Below are 14457 nucleotides of genomic sequence, written 5' to 3' on the forward strand. Positions count from 1 at the left end.
CTCATGACCAGCGTGACTGAGCCTTCCGCCGAGCACGAGATCGATATCCACACCACCGCGGGCAAGCTTGCCGATCTGCGCAAGCGCGCCGAGGAGGCGCAGCACCCGGTCGGTGAAGCCGCCGTGGAAAAGGTGCACGCCAAGGGCAAGCTCACTGCGCGTGAGCGCATTCTGGCGCTGCTGGATGAGGATTCCTTCGTCGAGCTCGACGCGCTGGCCAAGCACCGCAGCAAGAACTTCGGGCTGGAGGCCAACCGGCCGACCGGCGACGGTGTGGTCACCGGTTACGGCACCATCGACGGCCGCGACGTGTGTGTGTTCAGCCAGGACGCCACCGTGTTCGGCGGCAGCCTCGGCGAGGTCTACGGCGAGAAGATCGTCAAGGTTCAAGAGCTGGCCATCAAAACCGGCCGCCCTTTGATCGGCATCAACGACGGTGCCGGCGCCCGCATCCAGGAAGGCGTGGTCTCCCTGGGCCTCTACAGCCGCATCTTTCACAACAACATCAAGGCCTCCGGGGTCATCCCGCAGATCTCGCTGATCATGGGCGCCGCGGCCGGCGGGCACGTCTACTCCCCCGCCCTGACCGACTTCGTCATCATGGTCGACCAGACCAGCCAGATGTTCATCACCGGCCCCGACGTCATCAAGACCGTCACCGGTGAAGACGTCACCATGGAAGAACTCGGCGGCGCCCACACCCACATGGCCAAATCCGGCACCGTGCACTACGTCGCCTCCGGCGAACAGGATGCCCTGGACTATGTCCGTGACCTGCTGAGCTACCTGCCGCCGAACAACTACGCCGAGCCGCCGCGCTACCCGGCTCCACCGGTCGGCCCGATCGAGGACAGCGTCACCGACGAAGACCTCGAACTCGACACGCTGATCCCGGATTCGCCGAACCAGCCCTACGACATGCACGAAGTCATCACCCGCATCCTCGACGACGACGAGTTCCTCGAGGTCCAAGCCGGCTACGCGGGCAACATCGTCGTCGGCTTCGGCCGCGTCGACGGCCGCCCGGTCGGCATCGTGGCCAACCAGCCCACCCAGTTCGCCGGCTGCCTGGACATCAACGCCTCGGAGAAGGCCGCCCGGTTCATCCGCACCTGCGACTGCTTCAACATCCCGATCGTGCTGCTGGTCGACGTCCCGGGGTTCCTGCCCGGCACCGACCAGGAATACAACGGCATCATCCGCCGCGGCGCCAAGCTGCTCTACGCCTACGGCGAGGCCACTGTCGCCAAGATCACGGTCATCACCCGCAAGTCCTACGGCGGCGCCTACTGCGTGATGGGCTCTAAGGACATGGGTGCCGACGTGGTGGTGGCCTGGCCGACCGCCCAGATCGCCGTGATGGGCGCCTCGGGCGCGGTGGGCTTCGTCTACCGCAAACAACTCAAAGAGGCCGCCGAGCGCGGCGAGGACGTCGACGCGTTGCGCCTGCAGCTGCAGCAGGAGTACGAGGACACCCTGGTCAACCCGTACATCGCCGCCGAACGCGGCTACGTCGATGCGGTCATCCCGCCCTCGCACACCCGCGGCTACGTCGCCACCGCGCTGAAACTGCTCGAGCGCAAGGTCGTGCAGACCCCGCCGAAGAAGCACGGCAACATCCCGCTCTGATCCGGCCCGACTGCACTGGCAGACAAGGACTTTCGCTCATGAACCATGACGCCGACATCGTCGAGGTCTCCGATCCGCGCGACATGACCATCGACGACCCGCCACCACCGGAGCCGCACTTCCAGGTGGTCAAGGGCAACCCGTCGACCGAGGAGGTCGCCGCCCTGGTCGCCGTCCTCGGCTGCGCCGGCGGCACCGGCGCAGCCGACCCGGGCCCGCAGGAACTCAACCTGTGGGGCCACCCCGTCGACAAACTCCGCTACGACCACACCAGCTGGCAACGCGTCACCCTCTGGGAACGCATGCACATGCGCAAGTGACACAACTCGTCCTGGGCTCGGCGTCGACCGGTCGCCTGCGCGTTCTTCAGCAGGCCGGCATCCAGCCGTTGGTCGTCGTCTCCGACGTCGACGAGGACGCGTTGATCGACGGGCTGGACGCCGACACCCCGCCCGAAGCTGTTGTGGCCAAGCTGGCCAACGCCAAGGCCGTCGCTGTGGCGGCGAAACTCCCTGCCGATGTCACAGCGGATTGTGTTGTGCTCGGCTGCGATTCGATGCTCTACCTGAACGACCAGCTGTGCGGGAAGCCCGGTAGCGCTGAAGCCGCTCTGCGCCAGTGGCGTTCGATGGCCGGCGCCTCGGGGCATCTGCTCACCGGGCACGCGCTGCTGCGCATCTCAGACGGCGTCATCACCCATACCGGCAGCGACACCCGTTCCACCACGGTGCATTTCGCCGAACCCACCGAGGCCGAGGTCACTGCCTATGTCGACAGTGGGGAGCCGGTCAACGTCGCCGGAGCGTTCACGCTGGACGGGCTCGGCGGCTGGCTCGTCGAACGCATCGAAGGCGATCCGTCCAACGTCATCGGGATCAGCCTGCCGCTCGTGCGCACCATGCTCGCGGCGGCCGGGTTGTCGATGATCGACGTATGGAACAAGGGCTGAAAAGTAAAGCCTGCACGTCGTATTCGACGTACAGGCTCACTTCACGAGTCGCTGGCTGAGGTCAGCAGGCGTCCCGCGTCACCGTTCCGTACGGCCCGACCTGGATACCGCTACCGTTATGGCATGCGCTGAACGTGATTCCGCCGTAAATGGCGCGACGCTCGCGAAGACGCTCTGCGGTGGCTGCCGCCTGCCGACCGAACCAGGTATTGGGATACTTGGCCGCGTACTCCTCGAGGCGAGTGGCCCTGCGATCGAGTACGGCAGTACGGAATCGGATGCTCGACGCGGCAATCTGCAGCGAGATGACCCGCGAGTAGTACATGAAGTCACCCGGCGCCTGCGGCAGTTCACCGATCACCTGATGCACTGGAGCAGCGGGAGTCGACACAGCGGGCGCAGCGTTCGCGGCGACCGGAGTAAAAGCAGCGGCGGCTCCGACAGCGAGCGCGGCAGCGCCTACCTGCAGCTTGGTGACGACGGCAGTCATTGATGTATCCCCCACGGAAGTTTCGTACCCTAGCTTTCGCCGGAAGACTGTCAGCTAACAATTGCAAAGTCAAATTGATAGCGCCGGCGTGGCGTCAGCAGCTTACAAAGAAGTGTGGAATGTGCCTTCACACCGCACTTTTGAGCTCAGAGCAGGTTACGAACAGGCCGGCCTGGAGCCGGTGACAGTCGGCCAAACGGAGGGACCGTTAATCGGGCACCCATAGCTTCGCGGGCGCCGACCACCTAGCTGCAGGTGTCGTCGGCCGCGCGCTTGACCGCCATGATGACCCGCTTGGTCTTCGGGTTGATTCGGCTGCCCCGACTCGGCGACGTTGCGCACACCGTCCAGTTGCTGAGGTTGATGACCTCACGAACCCCCTTGCTGTCCTGGAACCGGAAGTCGAGCTCGACCGGCGCGGCAACAGCGGCGACATCCTTGACTGCACGCTGCAGGATCAAGCCCCGAACATCGGGCATGACCCAGACCGGATCCGACTGTGCGGTCGCGGGACCAGCCAGACCGATGGACCCTCCGACCACCAGACCGACCGTCGCCACAGACGCGAGCAACTTCTTGCTAATGGTCGCAACCTCCTGAGCGCGCTGAAAGTGCTTACAACAGTATCCCACCGGGATCTGCCGTCGGGACGGTTCGACCACTCGCACGTCGGCCCGACAACCACCGATCAAGATCAAATTGCCCGGTGATTCAGCGCACATGCAGTTGCGATTTGACGTAGATTGACGAAAATAGCGAATAAATTACGCATCTGAAAGATCGGTCGGGGGGCCCTGTAATGACCACTGCGCTGGAGCGATATCGCTTGTCGTCAGAACGACGACTACGTCGCGCGGAACGAGCAAACTATCGACTCGACATCAAGGGCCTGCGCGCAGTGGCCGTGCTCGCGGTGTTCGGCTACCACCTCTGGGACATCCCGGGTGCCGGATTCATCGGCATCGACGTCTTCCTCGTCCTGGCCGGATTCTTCGCCACCCACAGCCTGCTCACTTCCGCGGCGGCCGAGGGAGCACCCTTCCTCCGGCGCTTCTACGCCGACCGGGCGCGCCGCATCATTCCGGCCGCGGCCCTGGTCCTGATGCTCACGCTCGCCGCATCGGTCCTGGTGTTCCCCGCCGATCAGGCCGACCGCGTCGGCGTCGACGCCGCGTTCGCGTTCCTCTTCCTGGCCAACTGGCACTTCGCCGGCCAGACGGTCGAGTCGGTGTCACCCCTGCTGCACTTCTGGCCGCTGTCGATCGAAGAGCAGTTCCTGTTCGTCTTTCCGCTGATCGTCCTGCTCATCACCGTCGTCGCGGTCCGCGGCAAATGGAGCGAGAACCGGTTCACCGTGGCCGCCGTCGCGGTCGTCGCCGTTCTCACCGCTACCTCGCTGGCGTGGGCGCTCTACCAAGCCGGCGCCTCCCCTGCCATGGCGTACTACTCGACGTTCGCGCGCATCTGGGAGCTCGGCGCCGGTGCCCTCCTCGCGACCGCCACCGCAGCATTGACCCGACTGCCCGACTGGGCGCGGCCCCTGCTGTCCTGGGCCGGCGTAACTTCCATCGCCGCAAGTGCTTTCACCCTCGGCGACGCCACCGGCTTCCCCGCCCCCTGGGCGCTGCTCCCGGTCGCCGGCACGCTGCTGGTCATCGCCGCCGGCGTCGGCCGCGAACCCGCCTTCCAGCCGCTGCTGCGCAACCGCGCGTTCACCTACGTCGGCGACATCTCCTACTCGCTGTACCTGGTGCACTGGCCCGTCATCGTGATCCTGGCGGCCGTGATGTCGACGGGCATCTACTACGACGCCGCGGTGGTGGCGCTGTCGTTCGGGCTCGCCATCGCGCTGCACCACTTCGTCGACAACCCGTTGCGCGACGCCAGCCCGCAGGCCATCCGTCAGGTCCGCCGCGACATGCGCCACGGGCTGTTCCACGTCGAGCGCGCCACCAAGGTCGCCGGCGTCGCCGCGCTGGTGCTGATCACCACGAGCCTGATCGCCTACGCGGCGCGGCCCGACGCGTACAGCGCCGACACCGAGCCGGTCTGCTGCGGCCCCACACCGGCGGGAACGTCGTCGTCGCAGCGGTAGTCTGACAATGTGCCGCTACCGCCAGATCCCAGCCCCTCCCTGCAGTCGTACGCCCATCCCGAACGCCTGGTCACCGCCGACTGGCTCTCGGGCAACCTCGGTCGGCCCGGACTTGCCATCGTCGAGTCCGACGAGGACGTGCTGCTCTACGACACCGGCCACATCCCGGGCGCGGTCAAGATCGACTGGCACACCGACCTCAACGACCCCGACGTGCGCGACTACATCACCGGCGAGCAGTTCGCCGACCTGATGAACCGCAAGGGCATCTCCCGCGACGACACCGTGGTGATCTACGGCGACAAGAGCAACTGGTGGGCCGCATACGCACTGTGGGTCTTCACGCTGTTCGGCCACCCCGACGTGCGCCTGCTCGATGGCGGCCGCAGCCTCTGGATCAACGACGGCCGCGACACCACCCTGGACGTGCCGAGCAAGCAGACCACCGGCTACCCCGTCGTGGAACGCAACGACGCCGCCATCCGTGCGTTCAAAGACGATGTGCTCGAAGTCCTCGGCAAGCAGCCGCTGATCGACGTGCGCTCCCCGCAGGAGTACACCGGCGAACGCACCCACATGCCCGACTACCCCGAAGAAGGCGCGCTGCGCGGCGGCCACATCCCCACCGCCGTGTCCATCCCGTGGGCCAAGGCCGCACAGGACAACGGAAAGTTCCGCAGCCGACAAGAACTCGACGAGCTGTACGGGTTCCTGAAGCCAACCGACGAGACTGTCGTGTACTGCCGGATCGGGGAACGCTCCAGCCACACCTGGTTCGTGCTGACCTACCTGCTGGGCCTGCCCGGCGTCCGCAACTACGACGGTTCCTGGACCGAGTGGGGCAACGCCGTGCGCGTGCCCGTCGCCGTCGGCGAGGAACCAGGACAGGCGCCGGGAACGTCATGACGGTGATGCCGGCCGGCCTGGCCGAAGTGGTCTCCGACTTCCAGGAGGTCGAAGGCCAGGACAAGCTCGCCCTACTGCTCGAGCTCGCCGACGAATTGCCGCCGCTGCCGGCCGATCTCGAAGAGGCCGCGATGGAACCGGTACCGGAGTGCCAATCGCCGCTGTTCCTGCACGTCGACGCCGCCGACCGCGACCGCGTCCGGCTGTACTTCAGCGCACCCGCCGAAGCGCCGACCACCCGCGGGTTCGCCGCGATCCTGGCCGCCGGACTGGACGGGCAGTCGGCTGCCGACATCTTGGCCGTGCCCGACGATTTCTACACCGACCTCGGCCTGGCCAAACTGATCAGCCCGCTTCGGCTGCGGGGCATGTCAGCGATGCTGGCCCGAATCAAACGGCGCCTGGCGTAACGCCGGGCGGGCCCGAAGCGATCAAACCTGCAACCGGCGCCGACTGCTAGGCTCGGTGACTCGTAGACCGCTCACGCTCAGGGGGACACCCAAACATGGCCTATACGAACGCGATTCGCATCGGTAAGAAGCTCGGTATGGGAGGTGCGATCGCGCTGGCCGCTTTCGGGACGATGGCCGTGGTCAGCGTCGCTTCGGCGTCCGCTGAGGAAATCCGCCCCACCCCCGGTGTGAAGAGCGGCCAGGCCCAGAACGGGATCGGCGTGGTCAAGGGCGACGCCACCCACGGCGACGTGCGCAACGCCGACATCCTCGAAATCCACGCCCACGGCGAGGTCCGCGAGTCGATGATCGCTGTCCCGGGCCGGACCAAGGGCAAGCCGTTCCGCAACGGTCCCCTCGGGATGCCGAACAGCTTCGGCTAGAAGCTCATTCCTGCCGGGGACGTTCGGCCGCGATGACCTGACGCGCGACCTCGGCCAGCTTGACGTTCGAGTCCTGCGACAACCGACGCAGCAGCTCGAACGCCTGCACCGCATCGATACCGAAGCGCTCCATCAGCATGCCCTTGGCCTGACCGATCACATCGCGTGAGGCCAAGGCGCTGCGGAACTCCTCGTCGCGGCGCAGCATCGCCCAGGCCAACGCGATGTTGGCGGCGAAGACGAAGCCGGTTTCCTCCGAGTCGTCGCCGAACGCGTTCGGCCGGTCGGCATAGAAATTCAGCGCCCCCATGACCTTGTCGCTGACGAACATCTCGTACGACAACACCGAGCGCACCGGCGTCTCGGCCATCACGTCTTCGCGGAACCGCTGCCACCGCTGCTCGGCCGACAGATCGTCGATGCGCACCATGTGGTGTGTCCACGCGGCCGTCAGGCACGGACCGTCACCGTGGCGCTGCTGAATCTCGTCGAGCACCTCGGCGTAACGATGCGTCGCTGCCAGCGACGACACCTCCGACGATTCCCGCACCAGCGTGATCCCGGCGTAGTCCGCGCCGGACACGAGGCGCGACGCGCTGTCGACCAACTCGGCCAGGCCCGCCTCGGTATTCATCGACCGCCGCTGGATATCCGCGATCAAGGCGGCCAGCTCCGCCATGCTGGGATGCGACCCTGCTTCGGACATCGCCCACCCCCTAGATCTCCGTGAACTTGCGGCACTTTGAACGCTACTCACACCCCGTCGTTTACGTCGACCTTCAGAGTTACTCACCGGTAAGGGACCGGCGCGCGGACGCTTCAATTCGTGCGCATAAACTGCCCCGAGTTACATTTCTAAAGACGCTCTTAGAGAACACGCCATCAGGAGGCTCAGTGGCCAGTCACGCCAGCTCAAAGATCTCCAAGGTGCTTGTCGCCAACCGCGGTGAGATCGCCGTCCGGGTGATCCGAGCAGCCAAGGACGCCGGACTCGAGAGTGTGGCGGTGTATGCAGAACCTGACGCCGACGCACCTCACGTACGGCTGGCCGACGAGGCCTACGCCCTGGGCGGTCAAACTTCCGCCGAGTCGTACCTGGTGTTCGAGAAGCTGCTCGACGCCGCCGCGAAGTCCGGCGCCAACGCGATCCACCCCGGCTACGGCTTCCTGAGCGAGAACGCCGACTTTGCGCAGGCCGTCCTGGACGCCGGGCTGATCTGGATCGGGCCCAGCCCGCAGTCCATCCGCGACCTCGGCGACAAGGTCACCGCCCGCCACATCGCCGCGCGTGCGAACGCTCCCCTGGTGCCCGGCACGTCTGATCCGGTCAAGGACGCCGACGAGGTCGTCGAGTTCGCCAAGGAATACGGCGTGCCGGTGGCCATCAAAGCCGCGTTCGGCGGCGGCGGCCGCGGCATGAAGGTCGCCCGCACCATCGAAGAGATCCCCGAGCTCTACGACTCGGCCGTGCGTGAAGCCGTCGCGGCGTTCGGCCGCGGCGAGTGCTTCGTCGAGCGCTACCTCGACAAGCCGCGCCACGTCGAGGCGCAGGTCATCGCCGACATGCACGGCAACGTCGTCGTCGCCGGCACCCGCGACTGCTCGCTGCAGCGCCGCTTCCAGAAGCTCGTCGAGGAGGCGCCCGCGCCGTTCCTGACCGACGAGCAGCGCAAGGAGATCCACGAGTCGGCCAAGCGCATCTGCAAGGAGGCCGGCTACTACGGCGCCGGCACCGTCGAGTACCTGGTCGGCCAGGACGGCCTGATCAGCTTCCTCGAGGTCAACACCCGCCTGCAGGTGGAGCACCCGGTCACCGAGGAGACCTCCGGAATCGACCTGGTGCGCCAGCAGTTCAAGATCGCCAACGGCGAACCGCTGGACATCACCGAGGATCCGACGCCGCGCGGCCACTCCATCGAGTTCCGCATCAACGGCGAGGACGCCGGCCGCGGCTTCCTGCCCGCCCCCGGCCCGGTCACCCGCTACGACATCCCCACCGGCCCCGGTGTGCGCCTGGACTCCGGTGTGGAGGCCGGCTCGGTGATCGGCGGACAGTTCGACTCGATGCTGTCCAAGCTGATCGTCACCGGAGCCACCCGCGACGAGGCGCTGGAGCGCTCGCGGCGCGCGCTGGCGGAGTTCCATGTCGAGGGCCTGGCCACCGTCATCCCGTTCCACCGCGCCGTGGTGTCCGACCCGGCATTCATCGGCGACGGCACCAAGTTCGACGTGCACACCCGCTGGATCGAGACCGAGTGGAACAACACCGTCGAACCGTTCACCGGTGGTGACCCGATCGATGAGGAAGACACCGTTCCCCGCCAGACCGTCGTGGTCGAGGTCGGTGGCCGTCGCCTCGAGGTGTCGCTGCCCGGCGACCTCGCGCTCGGCAACGGCGGTGCAGCCGCCCCCCACGGCGCGCTCCGCAAGAAGCCCAAGCCGCGCAAGCGTGGCGGTGGCGGCGGTGCTGCGGCGTCCGGTGACGCGGTCACCGCGCCGATGCAGGGCACCGTGGTCAAGGTCGCCGTCGAGGAAGGCCAGACCGTCGCTGCCGGCGACCTGGTGGTCGTGCTCGAGGCGATGAAGATGGAGAACCCGGTCACCGCGCACAAGGACGGTGTGGTCACCGGCCTCTCCGTGGAGCCCGGCGCCGCCATCACCCAGGGCACCGTGGTCTGCGAGCTCAAGAGCTCCGAGTAGCACCCCCCTCGTTGCGCGAGGGCGCGTGTCTGTTGGCCCTCGCGCGGCGTGTCGTAGACAGAAACCCGCCGCTCAGCACTGTTGAGCGGCGGGTTTCTGTCATTTAGCCAAGCTTCACGACCTGCGCTAACTGTTACGCAACTGCAGTCACGAAATTTGGGTTCGCAGAAAATCTTCCGCTGCCGGACCGCATGGGTATATGTTCGCCTCAATCGACAATGTCGTTTGCCGGGGCGCACCACACCGGCATCACAATCGAGGGGTGGAACGGCCCCGCTGCGAACGCCACGCAGCGGGGCCGATCCATCTCCTCAGCCACCTCATGGCACGCTTGTCCGCGTGGAACCCGTCGAGATCAACGCCGGCGCCTGGTACCTGCGCGCGCTGCGCGCCGACGACCGCGTCGACGACCGCCCCGCCCTGGCCGACCTCGGCGAACATGACCCCGACTACGTCGAAAACGCTGCTGCACAATGGCGTTCGGAGACCCGCTTCACCTGGGCGGTATGCGAACCGACCACCGGTGAACTGCTCGCCGAGGTCACGCTCGACCCCGCCACCCGCGCCGTCACCGCGCGCTGCCGGCCCGGGCACGACGAGGCCGGGCAGACCGGCGCCGAGGCAGTGGGACGCTTCGCCGCGGCAATGCTGTGAACTTCAGCGCTCGTCGATGTCGTTACCGGTAGCCAGATCCACACAGTCCACGGCGACGACGTCGTCACGCGCCTTCAGGAACGGTCCGGCACCCTCGTCGCCGGACAGCGTCTCCAGCAGCTGCGGCCAGTGCCGGCGCGCGATCACCACCGGGTGACCCGGCCGCCCGCCGTAGGTGGCGCGCGCGAGCGCGGAATCCGAGGCACACGCCGCGTGCAGCACCCTGCGGACCACAGCGGCGTCGATGTCCGGGGTGTCCACGGTGGTGATCACCGCGAACCCAGCGGTGTCCGTCAGCGCGGCGATCCCTGCGCGCACCGAATTACTCACTCCGCCTGACCAATTCGCGGCCACCACGGCCCGCGCCGGCGCGGGCACGTCGACCACCGCCGCACCGAGCACGACGACGACGTCGTCGCATCCCCCACCGCTCAGTGCGGCGACCCCGGCGCGCAACCACGCCCCATCGCAGGCCAGGACCTTGGGCATGCCGAACCTGAGACCGGCACCGGCGGCCAGCAAAATGCCTCCGATCGAATACTCATGATTTCCAATACTTTTCGCCATAAGCACCCGATCTACTGACGTAGCCGTCAACGCCTTCCTGAGAATTGTCACCATCTGCTGACGTTCATTGTCCAAGATCGACGAAAGAGCGTATGGTTCAGATCACGAGGTTGAATTTCACAGCCTTTTCGCAACGTCTCGGCCGCGGTGCTGCTCCTAGCGACGCGCACGGCTTTCAGAACCAGGGCCACCTTGGCGTGAACCACAGATACCTGATGGAGTCACCATGCCTACCTACGCCACTGAGTCAACCCCGGAAGCCCACGACGACGCCCTCATCTGCAACGCCGCGCGTTTCGAAACGCACCGGCCGCAGCCGTCGGCCGCCGTCGTGGCCGCCCACGGAGAACTCGACGCCGCCAACTGCCACCAGTTCATCGACTTCGCGCTGCGCAGCGGCGACCAGACCAAGCGGCTGGTGGTCGACCTGACCGGCCTGAGCTTCTTCGCCACCGCGGGCTTCTCGGCACTGCACACCCTCAACGTGCGCTGCGCCGGCGACGACATCCGCTGGGCGCTGGTGCCCAGCCAGGCCGTCGACCGGCTACTACGGCTGTGCGACCCCGACTCCGCGCTGCCGATCTGCGAGGACACCGCGTCCGCGCTGACCGCGGTGCACACCGACTCGCCGGATCTACTCCAGCTGATCCCGGAGACGGGCTAGCGATTTAGCCAGCAGACGCGACACGTGCATCTGTGAGATGCCGACGCGCTCGGCGATCTGCGTCTGCGTCATCGACTCGAAGAACCGCAGCACCAGCACGGTGCGCTCGCGTTCCGGCAACGCCTCCAACAGCGGCCGCAACGCTTCCCGGTTCTCGATCTGATCGAGGCTCATGTCCACATCACCGAGCGTGTCGGCGATCGCAGGGGCGTCCTCATTGCCACTGCCGCCCCCGCTGTCGATCGACAACGTGTTGTACGAGCTGCCGGCCACCAGGCCCTCGATCACCTCGTCGCGGTCCATCTCCAGCTCGGCGGCGAGCTCGGTGGCCGTCGGCGCACGGCCCAGACGCTGCGACAACTCGGCCGTCGCCGCGCCCAGCCGCAGATGAAGCTCCTTGAGCCGACGCGGCACCTTCACCGACCAGCTGTTGTCGCGGAAGTGGCGGCGAACCTCACCCATGATCGTCGGCACCGCGAACGACACGAAGTCCGAGCCCGCGTTCACGTCGAAGCGGATGACCGCGTTGACCAGACCAACCCGAGCCACCTGCACCAGGTCGTCGCGCGGCTCACCACGGCCGTCGAAGCGGCGGGCGATGTGATCGGCCAACGGCAGGCAGCGCTCGACGATACGGTCACGCTGCCGCTGGAAGGCAGGAGTGCCTTCCTCGATCTTCTCCAAAGCGCGGAACATCTCTGCGACGTCCGCATACTCAGAGCTCGGCCGTGACGAGCCCTTCGAGGACGAGCGCGTCACTGCAACGAACTCGCTCGCCTCGTCGTCATGGAGATCCCGAATACCTGGCCCCCAGCCGACTGGCCGTCAGAGAACGTCGTCACGTCGTCGGTCAACGAGCTGAGCACATGCCAGCTGAAGCTGCCCGGGGCGAGAATGTCAGAGCTATTGCAGGTGGTGGACGCATGAACCATGAGCGCATCCGGCTGCGGATCGACCACCAGTAGCAACGTCGAGTCGGCCACCGCCGAGCGGATCAACCGTGTACACGCCTCGTCGACAGCCAGCCGCAAATCGGCCACGGCGTCGAAATCGAGGTCTTCGAAGGTGCCGATCGCGGCCACCAGCGTGCGCAGCACGGCCAGATTCTCGAGCGTGGCGGCCACACGCAGCTCAACTGACTGCGCGCTGTAGCGCTGCCCAATCTCGGCCATCTGTCCTCCCGGAAATGTCGAAGCGAGACTACCCCAGCCGGCCTCCCCGCTACCCACGGGTGCTCCGGGCATGTGTTAGGCGCCGGCCCGGCTCGGGTATGCGCCGATCATGAATGACATCGAACCGGCCGACGCCCACAGGCGGCCGCTGCGTCGCATTCTCGTGATATCGGCCATGGTTGTGGGGGCGCTGATCTTGCTGGCCGTAGCCATCTACGCCGGTGCGTTCCTGATCTTGGCGCCGATGATGCAGTAGGAATTTTTCCGATGCGGAGCATGTCATGGTGCGGGTGTGATACCCCAGCTCCCGCGCAACCCAAACCCTCTGCGAAAAGCGTTGTCGGGTAAGAGGGTTGGACGCTCTGTTTAGCGGTCCAGCAGCTTGGGAAGCCTTTCTGGCGTCCGGCCCTGGAGTCGGAGAAGTCATACTGACCACCGCACCGGAAGGTAGCCCATGACCGAGAAGAACAGTGGACCCGAAGAAGGCATCAAGGGCGTCGTCGAAGACGTGAAGGGCAAGGCCAAGGAGACGGTCGGTACCGTCGCCGGCCGCGACGACATGGTCCGCGAGGGCAAGGCCCAGCAGGACAAGGCCGACGCACAGCGCGACGCCGCCGAGAAGGAAGCCGAAGCCGAATCGGCCCGCGCAGGCGCGAAGGCCGCCGAGAAGCGGCAAGAGTCCGAGCAGTAAGAGCGGGGTTGATCTGAGCCCAGCCGGTTCGCCGGCTGGGCTCAGTGCTGTATCACGGCAGGTTCGGGATCGCCGCCAGCACCGTCAGAACCAGCAGCCACGCGGTCGTCAACGTCCACGCGGTGTCTCTGGTGCGCAGGCTCCGGGCGCCGGCATAGATGCCGCCCGCCGCCAGGATCGCCGGCGCACCGACGGCCAACAACGCCCGCTGCGGCGCCCCGCACGCCAGCGGGTCGATGGTGGAGCCGGTGCAGGTGCCCAGCCAGATCGCGGCGATGGCCAGGAAGCCGATGCCCGCGGCGGTGAAGCCGAACGCGGCACGCGCAGCACTGACATGCGCCGACTCTGCGGGATGCGTCCCGTCACGGGACGCGTTGCGGGACAGATCCGCGGTCATCTGACAAACCCCTCGTAACAAGCTCGAGCCCCCCGGCTTCGCGGACCGGGGGTTCCCGTCGCGCTCGATCCTGAAACGTCAGAGCTCGGGTTTACGCTTCGCGCCGTGGCCTGGAAGCTGTACGTCGTTGTCGCGGTGGCTGCGGGGCTCACGGCGTACCTGACCGGGCTCGGGCCGGTGTGGAGTGTGTGCGTCGGGTTGGCGGCCCCACTGGTGCCGCGACTCCTGTTCGCGTTCTTCACCGGGTTCATTTCGGGTGCAGCCACGCCGTCTGCGCGGGAGGATCCGGCCGCAGCCATGTCGGGCACGGAGTTCGAGGACTACGTGGCGCGCATCGCCCGCTCCTGCGGCGTGCCGGTGATCATGACGTCGATGACCGGCGACTGGGGCGTCGACCTGATCGTCGGCCATCGGCCCCACCGGCTGGCAGTGCAGTGCAAGCGGCTGTCGCGGCCCGTCGGCGCCGGTGCGGTCCAGGAGGTGGTCGCCGGGGCGCCGATGCAGGACTGCACCCGCACGATGGTCGTCACCAATCACGAATTCACGCCTGCGGCACGCAAACTCGCCGAACGGCATGGCTGCGAGCTGGTCAGCGGGGATGACCTGCCGCGGTTGCGGTCGATCATCCGCCGCTTGACCACGGCTTGACTCGTTTGCGGCGCCCGTTTTGAGGTGGTCGCCTCGTTTTGCCGAGAGCGCGCGTCTGCT

20 protein-coding genes are annotated in these 14457 nt (G+C 66.8%); 13 read left to right on the top strand and 7 right to left on the bottom strand.

Features of this window, described 5'->3' with window-relative positions:
* Positions 1-3: 3 nt before the first annotated feature.
* Genes ACQI46_RS21815 through ACQI46_RS21825 form a run of 3 tightly spaced genes read left to right on the top strand, consistent with a single transcriptional unit; the run spans position 4 to position 2578 of the window.
* Positions 4-1629 carry an acyl-CoA carboxylase subunit beta gene (locus ACQI46_RS21815; protein WP_427096130.1) on the top strand — a complete coding sequence of 542 codons (1626 nt, stop codon included), beginning with the start codon at positions 4-6 and terminating at the stop codon, positions 1627-1629.
* A gap of 38 nt (positions 1630-1667) precedes the next feature.
* Positions 1668-1949, top strand: coding sequence for an acyl-CoA carboxylase subunit epsilon (locus ACQI46_RS21820; protein ID WP_427096131.1), 282 nt, complete (start codon positions 1668-1670; stop codon positions 1947-1949).
* Positions 1946-2578 (top strand): Maf family protein, encoded by a 633-nt coding sequence (locus ACQI46_RS21825; protein ID WP_427096132.1) that lies wholly within the window; start codon positions 1946-1948, stop codon positions 2576-2578. The genes ACQI46_RS21820 and ACQI46_RS21825 overlap by 4 nt, the downstream gene beginning before the upstream one ends.
* A gap of 61 nt (positions 2579-2639) precedes the next feature.
* On the opposite strand, the gene ACQI46_RS21830 is transcribed toward ACQI46_RS21825, so the two are convergent.
* Both ACQI46_RS21830 and ACQI46_RS21835 read right to left on the bottom strand, forming a co-directional pair.
* Positions 2640-3068: a hypothetical protein gene (locus ACQI46_RS21830; protein WP_427096133.1), complete on the bottom strand. Its 429-nt coding sequence runs from the start codon at positions 3066-3068 to the stop codon at positions 2640-2642.
* Positions 3069-3313: 245 nt separating this feature from the next.
* A complete protein-coding gene (locus ACQI46_RS21835; RefSeq protein ID WP_427096134.1) occupies positions 3314-3547 on the bottom strand; it encodes a hypothetical protein in 234 nt (77 codons plus the stop codon).
* A 320-nt stretch (positions 3548-3867) separates the two neighbouring features.
* On the opposite strand from ACQI46_RS21835, the gene ACQI46_RS21840 reads away from it, so the two are divergent.
* The 4 genes from ACQI46_RS21840 (at position 3868) to ACQI46_RS21855 (ending at position 6904) form a co-directional block, all read left to right on the top strand.
* A complete protein-coding gene (locus ACQI46_RS21840; RefSeq protein WP_427096135.1) occupies positions 3868-5163 on the top strand; it encodes an acyltransferase family protein in 1296 nt (431 codons plus the stop codon).
* A 9-nt stretch (positions 5164-5172) separates the two neighbouring features.
* On the top strand, positions 5173-6069 hold the full coding sequence (locus ACQI46_RS21845; RefSeq protein WP_427096136.1) for a sulfurtransferase: 897 nt from the start codon (positions 5173-5175) through the stop codon (positions 6067-6069).
* Complete coding sequence (locus tag ACQI46_RS21850; protein ID WP_427096137.1) at positions 6066-6479, top strand: SufE family protein; 414 nt, start codon at positions 6066-6068, stop codon at positions 6477-6479. The genes ACQI46_RS21845 and ACQI46_RS21850 overlap by 4 nt, the downstream gene beginning before the upstream one ends.
* Before the next feature lie 95 nt (positions 6480-6574).
* Entirely contained in the window at positions 6575-6904 is a 330-nt protein-coding gene (locus tag ACQI46_RS21855; RefSeq protein WP_427096138.1) for a hypothetical protein, read from the top strand.
* A gap of 4 nt (positions 6905-6908) precedes the next feature.
* On the opposite strand, the gene ACQI46_RS21860 is transcribed toward ACQI46_RS21855, so the two are convergent.
* Positions 6909-7610, bottom strand: coding sequence for a GAF and ANTAR domain-containing protein (locus tag ACQI46_RS21860; protein ID WP_427096139.1), 702 nt, complete (start codon positions 7608-7610; stop codon positions 6909-6911).
* A gap of 188 nt (positions 7611-7798) precedes the next feature.
* Between ACQI46_RS21860 and ACQI46_RS21865 the strand changes: the two genes are divergently transcribed.
* The gene (locus ACQI46_RS21865) at positions 7799-9604 is read left to right on the top strand and encodes an acetyl/propionyl/methylcrotonyl-CoA carboxylase subunit alpha (protein ID WP_427096140.1); all 1806 of its coding nucleotides are present in this window, start codon (positions 7799-7801) and stop codon (positions 9602-9604) included.
* Positions 9605-9943: 339 nt separating this feature from the next.
* Complete coding sequence (locus tag ACQI46_RS21870) at positions 9944-10258, top strand: hypothetical protein (RefSeq protein WP_427096141.1); 315 nt, start codon at positions 9944-9946, stop codon at positions 10256-10258.
* 3 nt (positions 10259-10261) lie between these two features.
* On the opposite strand, the gene ACQI46_RS21875 is transcribed toward ACQI46_RS21870, so the two are convergent.
* Positions 10262-10825 carry a nucleotidyltransferase family protein gene (locus ACQI46_RS21875; RefSeq protein WP_427096142.1) on the bottom strand — a complete coding sequence of 188 codons (564 nt, stop codon included), beginning with the start codon at positions 10823-10825 and terminating at the stop codon, positions 10262-10264.
* A 226-nt stretch (positions 10826-11051) separates the two neighbouring features.
* Here ACQI46_RS21875 and ACQI46_RS21880 point away from each other — a divergent pair, with 226 nt between their 5' ends.
* The gene (locus ACQI46_RS21880) at positions 11052-11489 is read left to right on the top strand and encodes an STAS domain-containing protein (RefSeq protein WP_427096143.1); all 438 of its coding nucleotides are present in this window, start codon (positions 11052-11054) and stop codon (positions 11487-11489) included.
* On the opposite strand, the gene ACQI46_RS21885 is transcribed toward ACQI46_RS21880, so the two are convergent.
* Positions 11460-12185 (bottom strand): RNA polymerase sigma factor SigF, encoded by a 726-nt coding sequence (locus ACQI46_RS21885; protein ID WP_427096144.1) that lies wholly within the window; start codon positions 12183-12185, stop codon positions 11460-11462. The genes ACQI46_RS21880 and ACQI46_RS21885 overlap by 30 nt on opposite strands.
* 59 nt (positions 12186-12244) lie before the next feature.
* Positions 12245-12661 (bottom strand): ATP-binding protein, encoded by a 417-nt coding sequence (locus ACQI46_RS21890; RefSeq protein ID WP_427096145.1) that lies wholly within the window; start codon positions 12659-12661, stop codon positions 12245-12247.
* 109 nt (positions 12662-12770) lie between these two features.
* Here ACQI46_RS21890 and ACQI46_RS21895 point away from each other — a divergent pair, with 109 nt between their 5' ends.
* Positions 12771-12917, top strand: a complete 147-nt coding sequence (locus ACQI46_RS21895) for a hypothetical protein (protein ID WP_427096146.1) — start codon at positions 12771-12773, stop codon at positions 12915-12917.
* Between the two features lie 198 nt (positions 12918-13115).
* The gene (locus ACQI46_RS21900) at positions 13116-13352 is read left to right on the top strand and encodes a CsbD family protein (protein WP_427096147.1); all 237 of its coding nucleotides are present in this window, start codon (positions 13116-13118) and stop codon (positions 13350-13352) included.
* Positions 13353-13404: 52 nt separating this feature from the next.
* Here ACQI46_RS21900 and ACQI46_RS21905 read toward each other — a convergent pair whose 3' ends face one another.
* Positions 13405-13749, bottom strand: a complete 345-nt coding sequence (locus ACQI46_RS21905) for a hypothetical protein (protein WP_427096148.1) — start codon at positions 13747-13749, stop codon at positions 13405-13407.
* A 105-nt stretch (positions 13750-13854) separates the two neighbouring features.
* Between ACQI46_RS21905 and ACQI46_RS21910 the strand changes: the two genes are divergently transcribed.
* Complete coding sequence (locus ACQI46_RS21910) at positions 13855-14397, top strand: restriction endonuclease (protein WP_427096149.1); 543 nt, start codon at positions 13855-13857, stop codon at positions 14395-14397.
* Positions 14398-14457: the final 60 nt, after the last annotated feature.

The sequence above is a fragment of the Mycobacterium sp. SMC-4 genome (assembly GCF_050205565.1).
In the GTDB taxonomy this organism is placed as follows: domain Bacteria; phylum Actinomycetota; class Actinomycetes; order Mycobacteriales; family Mycobacteriaceae; genus Mycobacterium.

Coding starts and splice junctions, on each gene's coding strand:
- ACQI46_RS21815 (WP_427096130.1), top strand. CDS start 4: ATGACCAGCGTGACTGAGCCTTCCGCCGAGCACGAGATCGATATCCAC.
- ACQI46_RS21820 (WP_427096131.1), top strand. CDS start 1,668: ATGAACCATGACGCCGACATCGTCGAGGTCTCCGATCCGCGCGACATG.
- ACQI46_RS21830 (WP_427096133.1), bottom strand. CDS start 3,068: ATGACTGCCGTCGTCACCAAGCTGCAGGTAGGCGCTGCCGCGCTCGCT.
- ACQI46_RS21835 (WP_427096134.1), bottom strand. CDS start 3,547: ATGCCCGATGTTCGGGGCTTGATCCTGCAGCGTGCAGTCAAGGATGTC.
- ACQI46_RS21840 (WP_427096135.1), top strand. CDS start 3,868: ATGACCACTGCGCTGGAGCGATATCGCTTGTCGTCAGAACGACGACTA.
- ACQI46_RS21850 (WP_427096137.1), top strand. CDS start 6,066: ATGACGGTGATGCCGGCCGGCCTGGCCGAAGTGGTCTCCGACTTCCAG.
- ACQI46_RS21855 (WP_427096138.1), top strand. CDS start 6,575: ATGGCCTATACGAACGCGATTCGCATCGGTAAGAAGCTCGGTATGGGA.
- ACQI46_RS21860 (WP_427096139.1), bottom strand. CDS start 7,610: ATGTCCGAAGCAGGGTCGCATCCCAGCATGGCGGAGCTGGCCGCCTTG.
- ACQI46_RS21875 (WP_427096142.1), bottom strand. CDS start 10,825: ATGGCGAAAAGTATTGGAAATCATGAGTATTCGATCGGAGGCATTTTG.
- ACQI46_RS21880 (WP_427096143.1), top strand. CDS start 11,052: ATGCCTACCTACGCCACTGAGTCAACCCCGGAAGCCCACGACGACGCC.
- ACQI46_RS21885 (WP_427096144.1), bottom strand. CDS start 12,185: ATGTTCCGCGCTTTGGAGAAGATCGAGGAAGGCACTCCTGCCTTCCAG.
- ACQI46_RS21890 (WP_427096145.1), bottom strand. CDS start 12,661: ATGGCCGAGATTGGGCAGCGCTACAGCGCGCAGTCAGTTGAGCTGCGT.
- ACQI46_RS21895 (WP_427096146.1), top strand. CDS start 12,771: ATGAATGACATCGAACCGGCCGACGCCCACAGGCGGCCGCTGCGTCGC.
- ACQI46_RS21900 (WP_427096147.1), top strand. CDS start 13,116: ATGACCGAGAAGAACAGTGGACCCGAAGAAGGCATCAAGGGCGTCGTC.
- ACQI46_RS21905 (WP_427096148.1), bottom strand. CDS start 13,749: ATGACCGCGGATCTGTCCCGCAACGCGTCCCGTGACGGGACGCATCCC.